General features: G+C 38.7%; 8 protein-coding genes and 3 pseudogenes. 6 read left to right on the forward strand and 5 right to left on the reverse strand.

Features of this window, described 5'->3' with window-relative positions:
* Window positions 1–202 precede the first annotated feature (202 nt).
* The 4 genes and pseudogenes from H6G97_RS21905 to H6G97_RS21920 all read left to right on the forward strand — a co-directional run.
* A pseudogene (locus tag H6G97_RS21905) lies at window positions 203–1,123 on the forward strand (dynamin family protein); the annotation flags it as partial.
* 122 nt (window positions 1,124–1,245) lie between these two features.
* Window positions 1,246–3,462 (forward strand): annotated as a pseudogene (locus H6G97_RS21910) (dynamin family protein).
* 118 nt (window positions 3,463–3,580) lie between these two features.
* Window positions 3,581–4,276, forward strand: a complete 696-nt coding sequence (locus H6G97_RS21915; protein ID WP_190942786.1) for a DUF305 domain-containing protein — start codon at window positions 3,581–3,583, stop codon at window positions 4,274–4,276.
* Between the two features lie 530 nt (window positions 4,277–4,806).
* A pseudogene (locus H6G97_RS21920) lies at window positions 4,807–5,256 on the forward strand (rhodanese-like domain-containing protein); the annotation flags it as partial.
* A 386-nt stretch (window positions 5,257–5,642) separates the two neighbouring features.
* Here the strand turns inward: H6G97_RS21920 and H6G97_RS21925 are convergent.
* From H6G97_RS21925 to trpB, 4 genes are all read right to left on the reverse strand, one after another.
* On the reverse strand, window positions 5,643–6,272 hold the full coding sequence (locus H6G97_RS21925; RefSeq protein ID WP_190942787.1) for a ribonuclease H-like domain-containing protein: 630 nt from the start codon (window positions 6,270–6,272) through the stop codon (window positions 5,643–5,645).
* A gap of 89 nt (window positions 6,273–6,361) precedes the next feature.
* Window positions 6,362–6,919 carry a CAP domain-containing protein gene (locus tag H6G97_RS21930; protein WP_190942788.1) on the reverse strand — a complete coding sequence of 186 codons (558 nt, stop codon included), beginning with the start codon at window positions 6,917–6,919 and terminating at the stop codon, window positions 6,362–6,364.
* Window positions 6,920–7,222: 303 nt separating this feature from the next.
* Complete coding sequence (locus tag H6G97_RS21935) at window positions 7,223–7,750, reverse strand: CAP domain-containing protein (RefSeq protein ID WP_190942789.1); 528 nt, start codon at window positions 7,748–7,750, stop codon at window positions 7,223–7,225.
* Between the two features lie 815 nt (window positions 7,751–8,565).
* The gene (trpB, locus tag H6G97_RS21940) at window positions 8,566–9,801 is read right to left on the reverse strand and encodes a tryptophan synthase subunit beta (protein WP_190942790.1); all 1,236 of its coding nucleotides are present in this window, start codon (window positions 9,799–9,801) and stop codon (window positions 8,566–8,568) included.
* Between the two features lie 335 nt (window positions 9,802–10,136).
* Between trpB and H6G97_RS21945 the strand changes: the two genes are divergently transcribed.
* Window positions 10,137–10,484 carry a translation initiation factor gene (locus H6G97_RS21945; protein WP_190942791.1) on the forward strand — a complete coding sequence of 116 codons (348 nt, stop codon included), beginning with the start codon at window positions 10,137–10,139 and terminating at the stop codon, window positions 10,482–10,484.
* 141 nt (window positions 10,485–10,625) lie between these two features.
* Window positions 10,626–10,784: a YqaE/Pmp3 family membrane protein gene (locus H6G97_RS21950; protein WP_190942792.1), complete on the forward strand. Its 159-nt coding sequence runs from the start codon at window positions 10,626–10,628 to the stop codon at window positions 10,782–10,784.
* Window positions 10,785–11,012: 228 nt separating this feature from the next.
* Here H6G97_RS21950 and H6G97_RS21955 read toward each other — a convergent pair whose 3' ends face one another.
* The gene (locus tag H6G97_RS21955) at window positions 11,013–11,681 is read right to left on the reverse strand and encodes a carbonic anhydrase (protein ID WP_190942793.1); all 669 of its coding nucleotides are present in this window, start codon (window positions 11,679–11,681) and stop codon (window positions 11,013–11,015) included.
* Window positions 11,682–12,173 lie beyond the last annotated feature (492 nt).

A 12,173-nucleotide genomic window follows, 5' to 3' on the forward strand; every position in this document is an offset into this window, starting at 1 on the left:
CGCTCTAGTCAACCAACTCCATCCTTACTCCCCAAAGTTCCTACTACTGATTAAGTAATAAATGCTTCCTATACATTATGTGTCTTCCGAGATGATTTAGTCTTAATTTTCATCGATGAGCTTGTGTGTTTAGTCGCTGTAGCTTCTTCAATCATTATATTTTGCTCGATTTCAGCAATAAATTACCCCCATGAACGATTACGAAATTATCAATACTAGAGACACTCAAGCAAGAACGATTTCCGAATCTTTTCGCGGCTACGTTTTAAATTTAGGTAATACTTTTGAAACCGATTTCTTGCGCTATCAACCGGAATTAAATTTGTTTGATTTTCTCAGTAGTGGTAAACGAGAAGCATTTAACACCGCACTGCAAAAAGCCTTTGAGCAATATATCACTGACAAATCTGCTGCTTGGACATTAACTGCTGAAAAAGATATCAATGCAGCTTTTAAAGAACTTTCTCGCAGTGCTGCACAATATGGTGCCTCTTACAGTCAAGTCACAGATCAAATCACAGAAAAGCTCACCGGACAAAATGTCAAAGTAAATACTAGTACTACACCTGAAGAAGATAACTCTCCCGGCTGGGCAAAATGGGCAATGGGATTGTTATAACTGTCTAAGGGAAATCTTGCTGGTTTTGCACTAGCAGGAGCCGGATTTGACTGGAAAAATATCTTGTTAAACTACTTTACTGTAATTGGTATTGGCGGGATAATTACAGCAGTAACAGGTATTTTTCTTGGCCCCATCGGGTTTGCACTGTTAGGTTTAGGAGTCGGATTTTTGCAAGCAGATCAAGCACGTAAAGAGCTAGTTAAAACAGCGAAGAAGGAGTTAGTTAAACATCTCCCACAAGTCGCACATGAACAATCTCAGGTTGTATACAATGCCGTCAAAGAGTGTTTTGACTCTTACGAAAGAGAAGTGGGTAAGCGGATTAACGATGATATAGTATCTCGGAAATCTGAATTAGATAATTTAGTCAAGCAGAAACAAACCCGTGAAATAAACCGTGAGGGTGAGTTCAATCGCTTAAAAAACTTACAGGAAGATGTAATAGCTCAGTTGCAAAAAATCGAGGCAGCGTATAGCAATTTATTAGCTTATTATAGTTGATAAATCTCATTACTCTCGTTCCCAGCTAGAAGCTGGGAATACCTACTGGGAGGCGGAGCCTCCCATAACTATAAGAATGTGAGGTAATTGCATTACCAGGCGGAGACTGGGAACGAGGAATTATGCAACAACAGTATGAAGGTTATAAAGATTTAGCAGATTCTCTCAAATCTGCATCTGCATTACTGAATTTAGAACACAAATCGCAATTGCATCAAGATATAATTACCATCTGCAATCATCTCGTTAATCCTAGCTTTCGGATTGCAGTCTTTGGCCCCTTTAATCATGGCAAATCTACCTTACTGAATGCCATGTTAGGGAATCGCACCTTACCAATTGATTTAATCCCCACTACAGGCGCAGCGATTACTGTCAAGTATGGTTCTGATGTGCGAACTCGCATCATGTTGGTAGATGCTACAGAAGTCTATCGTAGTGGCACAGAAGTTTTACAACAATTTGCAATTCTTGATGGCAATAGGCAGATGCGAAAAGATGTAGCATCTGTAGAAATTTTTTGTCCGCATCCCTTCTTAGAAACAGGTGTAGAATTTTTAGATTTACCGGGAACCAATGATAAAGATGAACAAGATAATTTAGTCAGAGAACAACTTTTAGGTGCAGATTTAGTTATACAATTATTAGATGCACGTAAGTTAATGACTTTAGGTGAGCGGGAAAACTTACGAGATTGGCTATTAGATCGCGGTATTAAAACTGTTATATTTGTTGCTAATTTTCTTAACTTACTCGAACCCGACGAGCAAAAACAAGTCCAAAATCGCTTGCTGTTTGTTGCAGAGAGCTTTCGAGCCGAATTACCTCCAGGTTTTAGTAATTTATATCGCGTTGATGCTTTACCTGCTTTAAGAGCTAGATTAAAAGGCGATGTTGCTGCTGCTAATAGTAGCGGGTTAGCGGCTTTTGAAACAGCTTTACAAAATATTGTGGGGATTTTGCAACCAGATCGTGGTAGTGTGCGTTTGCCAAGAGTGCAAGCGATCGCTTCTCAAATCCAATACTCATTAAAAGCTAAAATTGACCCGATTGCTCTTGAAATAAAATCCTTTGATGATAAAGAAAATAGCAAAATTGAAATTAAACGAAAAGCAGCTAACTTAATCTATAAAGGTTTTTCTACTAGCGTGGGAGAGTTACGTGATTGGCTAGCATTACCCAATCTACTCACAAAATATCAAGCTGATGCGGCAATTGCATTGGCAGAAAATAACTTTAAAGCTTGGCAAACAAATACTCTTAAAAAAGACCTGAACCAATTGCAATTAGCTGTGGTAAAATGGCTTTATCAAGCTTACGAATTTTTCCAAGAAGAACGACCGCAAGATTTAATAATTCCTTTTCCTAGCGAACCACAAATTATATTACCATCAAAGCCAAGCAATACTGATGATTTGAGTGAACCAGGTTCTATCGCTGTTGGTGGTGGTATTGGTTGGTTGTTAGGCGGCCCAGTGGGTGCTGCTGTCGTTGGGAGTATTTCTTATTTGCTAAACAAGAATATTCAAAAACAAGACGATCAATTAGCAAAGGAATCTTATCATCAGGAAGTTGCTAAACTTTGTATAACTGCAATTTAAGATTATTTATCTGGCTTCAGTAGTCAAGGGTTATCTATTTTAACTGAATATGAACAAAAAGCCGAAAAAATAATTTGTTTTGAAATTAGTCAAGAACCGCTAGAAATTACTAAAAAACGTGAAAGTTGGCAACAGTTACAAAACGGTTTTAATCAGTTATTGCAAGAGTTAGAGAAAGTAAAAATATCCTCAAATCATCAACCTTATAAAGAAATACCTAAGTACAGTAATACTAATAAAAAATATTCACCACAGCCAGAGAGAGTTCAAAGTTCTCCTAAAAAAGATCCTTGTGTTAAGCAACAACAGGAAAATACTGCTAAGAATACTCAGACAAAGGTAAAACCTGTTTCTCCACCGCCAAAAGCTTCTCCTTCTCCGCGTCCCGAAGAAGTGGAGGCGAAATTTCGTGATTGGGAACTCAATGAAGAAATAGCGCGAATGAAAGCAGAGATGCAATCGCCTGGTTCTCAAACTGGCAAACAGCAAAATACAACTCAAAGCAACAAAGCACCTAATCAACCAAAAACCCAGACGCAAAAAGATAAGATTACTCGCGCCTATAGTATTTTAGGATTGCAAACAAATGCTTCTCAAGCTGAGGTAAAGCAGGCTTATCGAACTTTAGTAAAAAAATGGCATCCAGATTTGTTTGTGAATCAACCACAACTGCAAAAACAAGCACAAGAGAAAATGCACTTAGTTAATGAAGCTTACACAACTTTGAGTGATAAATAAACAACAAGAACCCCTACTTATCAAGGAAGTTGGGGCTCTTTAGATTTCATCCTAATTTCATTTCTGGCTGCCAAGCTAATAAGTAAATATAGAATTAGGAAACTATGAGGTAAGGCTTATGCAACTGCTATCTTTGAGGAATGGGTTTTTGGCGTTAACTTTTACTGCGATCGCTTCTGCTGGTGGGTTAATCACAGGATGTACCAATACTGCTTCTCAGAACCAAAGCCAAACCCTAAAGGAAACCGCCACCAATGCTAATGACAAGCAGATGATGAATCACGGTGGTGGCATGAATCACAGTATGGGAATGGATTTAGGCCCAGCCGATGCTAATTTTGATTTACGATTTATCGACGCTATGGCACCGCACCATCAAGGGGCTGTGGAAATGGCTAAAGAAGCGGAGCAGAAATCAAAACGTCCTGAAATCAAAAAGCTAGCAGACAATATTATCAAATCGCAAAACCAAGAAATCACTCAGATGAAGCAGTGGCGACAAGCTTGGTATCCCAAGGCGGGAGATAAACCAATGGCTTATAACAGTCAAATGGGCCACATGATGGAAATGTCTTCTGATCAAATGAAAACTATGATGATGAGTCAGGATTTAGGTGCAGCTGATGCGGAATTTGATCTGCGGTTTATCAATGCGATGATTCCTCACCATGAAGGGGCTGTAACTATGGCAAAAGATGTATTGAATAAGTCTAAGCGCCCTGAAACCAAGCAATTAGCCCAAGAAATTATTAAAGCACAAAATACAGAGATTAAGCAAATGCAGGAGTGGCGAAAAACCTGGTATAACAAGTGATCGTCTTGCCAAAAATCTTTCACTAATATTCAATATTGAGGCTCAGAACTTCAACATCCGAGAGCCAAGGGTGAACTATGGTCAACTAAGCCACTAAGTTATCTGCAACCCTTTATATACAGTCTCCTTTACGAAAACAATCAAGAGATATTGCTTATGTAATTCTAAGAGTGCGACAGGAAATTGAGAATACATTATTATTAGCGCTCACAGATATTGAAAAGGTATCTAATTCTTGTACTAATAGCTTAAATCTTTTTAATTTTTATACTATCTTAAATAATAAATTTAATAACTTTAAATTTATTCACAATCCGTTAGAATAATTAAAGACTAAAAATATAAAATTAATAAAAAAATCCTTTCTATAGTCTAATTTGGCTATATTTGCAATGGATTAAATGGTAGAAGATATTTTAATTAGCTACTCTATCTCAGGAGATATTTTGAGTAAATTCAGCCCAGAGAAAGAGCAATTAAATATATTGAGTCCGTTAAATTGCTATTAATATCGTCAGTCAGGAACAATTATGGTTAACAATTTAGTAGGCGGCATCATTCCCCCAGAACCACCAATAGAACCACAATCTGATGTTCATGTGCTGAAGTCTCGTCTAGAATGGGGCGAACCAGCTTTTACAATACTGGATGTGCGCGATCGCAATGCCTTCAACGAAGGTCACATTATGGGATCAATGCCAATGCCAATAAATGAATTGGTAGAGCGTGCAGTACCTTCTTTGGATAAAAGCCGTGATATTTATGTTTACGGTGCTAACGAAGAAGAAAGCGCCCAAGCTGCACAACAACTGCGTTCTAATGGATTTGTGCATGTCTCTCAACTCAAAGGTGGCCTTGCCGCATGGAAGGCGATCGGTGGCCAAACAGAAGGTATTGTTGAATCCAAAACTCCACCAGGTGCAGATGAATACAATGTAGTAGATCGACTAAAAGCTCACCAAGAACATCAGCCAAAGGAAGGAACAGGCACTAGCGCGACGGAAGCCATTAAAAAAGGAGCTAGTAACCTTAAAGAAGGCATTCAAGAAGGAGCCAGTAATCTCAAAGAAGGCATTCAAGAGGGAGCCAGTAATCTCAAAGAAGGTATTCAAGAGGGAGCCAGCAACCTTAAAGAAGGTGTTAATGAATCTCAAACTCCTAGAAATACTGATGATTCCAATATTGGATCTTAGGCAAAAATAATTTACTATCAGAGATTGTAGTAAGGGCTTTAGTGCTTAGAAAATAAGGAAGAAAGTCCTCACTACAACTTGCTTTGCTATGAATTTCAACTTGACAGATCGCTAGGGTGGATCGAGCAGGAATGAAAATTTATTTTCCCTACTCTTTAAGGTTTACTGATTGATCAGTGTTCAAACAAATCTTTAAATTGCAACAAATCTAAGGAAACTATCGTTGGTAAGAATTCAAAACATTCTTGAGCAATTTGCCAACGTTCTTCGCGTTTGAGCATTTCTATGAGCTTTTGCTGCACACTAATTAAGTAGCGCACATCATTGGCAGCATAACTTAGTTGAGCTTCAGATAAACTAGCGGCATTACCCCAATCAGAACTTTGAGAACTTTTATCTAGTTCCACTTGCTCTAATTCTTGCACCACATCTTTGAGTCCGTGGCGATTTGTGTAAGTACGGGCTAATTTACTAGCAATTTTAGTACAAAAAACAGGCTTAACCTGAATCCCTAGATTGGCTCGCAAAGTGGCAAGGTCAAAGCGAGCAAAGTGAAACACTTTTACGACATTGGTCGCTTCTAAGAGTTTTTTTAAGTTTGGGGCATCAGCTTGTCCTTTAGCTATGCGGATTGCAGTCACTTTCCCTTCAAGGTTGCACAACTGGACGAGACACAAGCGATCGCGCAGTGGCAATAATCCCATCGTTTCTGTATCAACTGCGATCGCTGTAGATGCTAAATACTGGCTTAGGGCTGCGTCACTAAGGTCGCGATCACTCACCTGAAAATCTTGTAATGTCATCAATCCTTCAAAAATAATAGCAGTGTCCACCAAACAAAAGTATTGTCAGACACTACATTATTATTGTGCAAAATAATCAGAAATTAAATCTACCTAGTACGACTAGTGCGAAAAAAGATTTGTGTCAGGTAGACTTCGCCTTGATTATTAGTAGCAACGCCAATTCCAGTAAGGTTGTAATTTCCTTTAAGATTCTTTAGATGTCCCGGACTCTTGATCCAACCAGTAACAGCTTCCTCCACGGGGTTGCTATATCCGCGATTGAAAGCAACATTTTCCGCGGCACTGTTGTAGCGAATAGGGACAGCTTTGACTCGCCCTTCAAATCCCTGATGGCTAAATGGAGTTTTACCTTTAGCCATATTTTGACTATGAATTCTTGCCTGTCTAGTCATATTTGCATTTAGGGTCAACTTTGGTAGCCCTTTAGAAGCCCGATATCGATTAATTTGCTCAAATACTGATTTTTCTAACTCAGTAGTTTTAAAACTAGGAGTCGATATTGCAACCTGACTAGAAAAAAGCGACAACAGCTTATTACGGGTGGATGTATTCGTAGAAGTATGATTTGGTATCGGAACAGTCGTTAATCCACTAGCAAGGACAAGCGCACTTAAAGCGATGCCAAAAGCAGTTTGTCGGAACATGGAGAATTGCGTAATGTGTAGAGATATAAGACTTATACTCTACCTCATTGTTCCGAAAATATATACTACAATACTATTAAGTAATGATGAATTTCGGCAATTTGGCTATATCCTTTACAAAGAACACAAATAATCGTGACTTCAATAGGTCAGCTTCATAAAAATCACGGTTAATTTTGCTAAAAATTTAGGATTTTCGTGAATTCATAAAAAAATAATTTAGTAGGGGCGCATGGTTATACACCCTACTAATAAGCCACTAATAAGGAATTTGAGAAAAAAGCCTAAATTTCACTAAACCGATTATCGAAGAAAAATTTGTGTTAAGAAGACTTTGCCTGTACTAGTGGTAGCAACACCAATTCCTGTCTTCTCATAATTGCCTTTGATATTGGTAAGATGCCCTGGACTCTTGAGCCAGCCTTGAACATCTGTCGTCGCCGGATCAGTATATCCCTGGTTGTAAGCGACATTTTCGGCAGCTGCATTGTATGGAATACCGATTGCTTTAACACGTTCTGTAAATCCAGTATGTCCAAAGGCAACTGTACCATTAGCCATATTCTTACTGTGAATTCTGGCTTGAGTATCGATGTCAGAATTGCGAGTTAGCTTTGCTAGCCCTTGGGAAACTCTGTAGTTATTAATTTGCGTGAAAACCGATTGTTCTATAGCAGTACTGTCGATACTAGATGCTGCAATTTCAACAGTAGTATTTGATAGATGTGAAGATATTGGCGTAAAAGTCGAATTTGTTACAGGAGTAGCGATCGCACCGCTACTGAGAACAATGGTGCCTAAAGCAACACCAAAGACTGTTGTTTTTATCATCTTATTAACGTAATCTTTTTGACAATCTAACTATACTGATGTCAATGTGACAAATTGCTTGTAGGTCTATATATTTCTATTTATGCCGTTTTTTATGCAAAAACTACTAATAAGCTTTTAAATGCTCGATATTACGAAAAAATTCCCCCGTTGATAAAATATCGCCCTCTCAGTAAGTAGGCGTGAATAAATCAAAGCTTTGTAATAAGCGGTTCAGCCGTTAAAATAAGACTGAAACTGTTTACCAAAAGGTAGTTTAATTACCTTTACATTGCGTAACATAGTTTTATTTATTCTTGCGCACTTAATTAGAACTAGGATTATTATTTCCAGATAAATGGTATCAATTTCTTCAATAAAGCCTCTGAATGACTAGCTTTAGTTAAGGGTTTTTACTTACTCACACATCAATATTTAGACAAACTTTTGTAAAAAACTATACTATTATTAGCGATAAAAAGATAAAGCTTTTGCGTAATTCTACGTGATCTTTTTGGGGGATTTCATGCAGCAAAATGTGAAAAACTACTAAGTCAAATAGACATGGTAGTGAAAATGAATGTCGAGACGTAGTATTGCTACGTCTCTACAAGAGTTTCAGCTAACAAATAATTAATTTTGGAGATGTCTAATGATTTATCGGCAAAGTTAGTGTGTTCGGCATTTTGCTGAGGGAAGTATACCCCTTTTACCAAAATTTCGGCTCTTGCATGAGCCTAACGTAGCCAGCATAGATGTAGCTACATCTCTGACATGGACTTTTGCATTTGGGAAATCATTTATATATTACTTTTTCCCCAATATTTTACGTAGATTTATGCAGGATCTAATAACTTGGCTACCGTTTGTACATCCTTATCACCACGTCCAGAGCAGTTAATTACAATCCGAGGACTGTCGGTTAGTTGAGGACAGAGAGTTTCAAGGTAGGCGATCGCATGGGCTGTTTCCAATGCCGGGATAATTCCCTCCAACTTCGACAATCGCTGGAATGCAGCCATTGCCTCTGCATCGGTCACACTATAATATTCAGCGCGACCAGTATCTTTTAAATAGCTATGTTCTGGGCCTACACCAGGATAATCTAACCCGGCACTAATTGAGTGTGCCTCAATAATTTGCCCATCTTCATCTTGCAGGAGATAGCTCATTGCTCCGTGCAATACACCAATTCGTCCTTTTGTCAAGGTTGCTGCGTGTTTTTCGGTATTGACACCTTCTCCAGCTGCCTCAATCCCAATGAACCGTATAGAAGACTCATTTATAAACTCATAAAATAGTCCCATCGCATTGGAACCACCACCGACACAAGCCAAGAGGATATCAGGCAATACACCCCACTTTTCCATTGCTTGGGCACGAGTTTCTTGACCGATTACTGCATGAAAATCACGTACCATCATCGGGTAAGGATGGGGCCCTGCTACCGAACCTAGGATGTAGTGAGTCGTTTCCACATTTGTCACCCAATCCCGGATTGCTTCAGAAGTGGCATCCTTCAAAGTTCCCGTTCCCGCCTCTACCGGACGCACTTCTGCGCCCATCAGCCGCATTCTGAACACATTTAAAGATTGGCGCTCCATATCATGAACGCCCATGTAAATTACGCATTCCAACCCAAAACGAGCGCAAACTGTAGCTGTGGCAACTCCGTGTTGTCCAGCACCCGTTTCGGCAATAATCCGCTGTTTACCCATGCGTTTCGCTAGCAATACCTGACCAAGGGCATTATTGATTTTGTGAGCGCCAGTATGATTTAAATCCTCACGTTTTAAGTAAATTTGCGGCCCCGTGCGATCGGGTCGGGCATAATGAGCAGTCAGGCGTTCAGCGAAATACAATGGTGTAGCACGTCCCACATAATCCCGTAACAACTGCTGTAATTCTGCTTGAAAACCAGGGTCATTGCGGTATTGCTGATAAGCTGTTTCTAATTCAGCAAGGGCAGGCATGAGCGTTTCTGGTACATACTTACCGCCAAAGCGTCCAAAGCGACCTAGGGTATCTGGAACCTGAGCAGTTGAACTTGGAGAGAGGGGAGTGGTAGTCACAGGCTGTTTTCGATGAGGAGAAGGATTTAATTATTATAGAAAGTCTGGGGCATATCTGGGGACTGGGGAAGAAACAAGGGAGCAGGCAGTAAGGGAGAAAAGTTTTTCCCTCTGTACAGTCCCTCATTTCTAAAAATGGCGTGTTTCAGTCGGGGTCAAATTTCCTTTCTGTTAACGTGATAATTGTTCACTGTTCACTGAATTTAATGCCCAATCCCCAATAATTTTGAATCCCTTGTAATGGATTTGTGATGTTAGCCTAGAAATTGATATCCCAGCAGAATGGTTGCGTAGAAGTTTCCACTGCCTTTGAAATTTTTATTAACAGACATTTTATGCCTTCTTCCAATCCCAAATCTTCCGACAAAAGCTTTGTCTACCGCGAATTTGGCAACGACAACTCTGCTGCCATAGAAAGACCAGTTCCAGAACTGCCTCCACAACAACAAAATCTCAAAGTACAAGCTTCCCGTAAAGGACGCAAAGGCAAAACCGTCACTGTGATTAGCGGTTTTCAAGCCAAACCCGAAACCTTGGGAGATTTGGTAAAACAGTTAAAAAGTCAGTGCGGCACAGGCGGGACAATTAAAGATAACGAAATTGAAATTCAGGGCGAACACAAGCAGAAAATTGTTGATATTTTGACCAAGCTAGGTTACAAAGCTAAAATTAGCGGGGGCTAATGTTAAGTGCGGTTTACCGCATCTCAACTGTTATCTAGATTGAGCAAGAAAATGTTATCTTTGAGAAGTACAAATATGCTTGAACAGTGGTGAATAAATTCGCCAGCAAGCTGTATTTTGTGAGATGAACAGGAGGTTCAAATGGATTTAGTTCGGATTCTGTGTGCCGTTTTCGTGCCGCCTTTAGGAGTTTTTTTACAAGTAGGTTTTGGTATAGACTTTTGGATTAACATAGTTTTGACGCTTTTCGGTTATATTCCTGGGATTATTCATGCAGTGTGGATAATTGCTAAGAAGTAATTTTCGTAGGGGTAGGTTAGAGGCTCTGCATCCAGTAATAAATCGAGCCAGAGCCTCTATGAATGCCTTACGAAGAATTATTAAACCAAGCATATTGGTTGATAAGTTTGACTTAGGAATTACAATATTTTTGGGAAAATAACTAATTATTTTATTCTAAATAAAAATTGTCAAGACGAAATTTATAAAGTCTCTAATGCAGGCTTTTGTGTGGCGCTAAATACCCGATTAACTCTCATTTTTTAACATGGCATAGAGTCTAAACTCTAAAAGCAAGGGACAGATATGCAATTGCCATTGTACAGTTGATACCTTCAAATCTTTAATTAATCCAGTGCGTATATCTAGTACCCAGCCATGAACCATAGGTGCTTTTCGCTCATGGAGTACTTGACGCATGATAGAAGTTTGGTAAAGATTTTTCACTTGAGCCACAACATTGATTTCCGATAAACGATTCAAACGTTCTTCTCTTGTTGGTAAAACATCAATTTCTTCTTGTTTCTCCAGATACAGTTCCCGAATCGGATTTACCCAGTTATCAAGGATTCCGATAGTTCTCCCTTCTAAGGCGGCCTTAATTCCTCCGCAATCGTAGTGACCGCAAACAATAATATGTTCTACTTTTAGATGTAAAATTGCGTATTCTAAAACGGCTAAAAAGTTTATATCCGTTAAAGAAACTTGATTGGCAATATTACGATGTACAAATAACTCTCCTGGTTCTGTACGGGTAAAGCTTGTTAATGCTAAACGACTATCAGAACACCCAATATATAAGAAAGGTGGTGTTTGTCCGGCAGATAATTCTTCAAAGTAAGTTGGGTCTATAGCTAGTTTTTCGGCAACCCAAGCTTGATTATTTTTGAAGAGTTCATAAATGCTGTTATATTTCATCTTTCGTCAAATTGGAGAGGGAATATCGCAGTTACCGTTTAAATGCAACGCACTCTGACCTCTTTCCCTTGTAGAGAAGGAACTGGGTGTTAGGTCTGTATTCAGTTAAACTGAGAACCGCTATATCATCAATATTTTAGCTGATCTAAAATTTCCCCTCAATCAAGATGAACTTTTTCCCATCTAAATTTTTATAAAAATGACATTTTTTATACAACATTGATAAAATTTTTGTATAAGTTGTAAAAGACTAAGTTAGAAGTGAAATAAAAATAACTATATATACCTTGAGAAAACAAGTTAAATCAAGTAAAATGTTTATAAACTAAAATCTGAGCCTTAAAACTGCCGATTTTAAATCTTCATTTAGCATTTCATAGATATTTTTGCAAAACAGAGAAAGTTTTGTAACCATGATTTATGTAGATACTTGCAAATCACACCCCAAACCATGCATTGGAGTTAAGCAAAAGCAAGTGCGGCAGAACTTTT

It is taken from the genome of Nostoc flagelliforme FACHB-838 (assembly GCF_014698065.1).
GTDB lineage: Bacteria > Cyanobacteriota > Cyanobacteriia > Cyanobacteriales > Nostocaceae > Nostoc > Nostoc flagelliforme_B.

What these genes read in the sequence shown, in the direction of transcription:
- H6G97_RS21915 (WP_190942786.1), top strand. Translation starts at nt 3,581, where the DNA reads ATGCAACTGCTATCTTTGAGGAATGGGTTTTTGGCGTTAACTTTTACT.
- H6G97_RS21925 (WP_190942787.1), bottom strand. Translation starts at nt 6,272, where the DNA reads ATGACATTACAAGATTTTCAGGTGAGTGATCGCGACCTTAGTGACGCA.
- H6G97_RS21930 (WP_190942788.1), bottom strand. Translation starts at nt 6,919, where the DNA reads ATGTTCCGACAAACTGCTTTTGGCATCGCTTTAAGTGCGCTTGTCCTT.
- H6G97_RS21935 (WP_190942789.1), bottom strand. Translation starts at nt 7,750, where the DNA reads ATGATAAAAACAACAGTCTTTGGTGTTGCTTTAGGCACCATTGTTCTC.
- H6G97_RS21945 (WP_190942791.1), top strand. Translation starts at nt 10,137, where the DNA reads ATGCCTTCTTCCAATCCCAAATCTTCCGACAAAAGCTTTGTCTACCGC.
- H6G97_RS21950 (WP_190942792.1), top strand. Translation starts at nt 10,626, where the DNA reads ATGGATTTAGTTCGGATTCTGTGTGCCGTTTTCGTGCCGCCTTTAGGA.
- H6G97_RS21955 (WP_190942793.1), bottom strand. Translation starts at nt 11,681, where the DNA reads ATGAAATATAACAGCATTTATGAACTCTTCAAAAATAATCAAGCTTGG.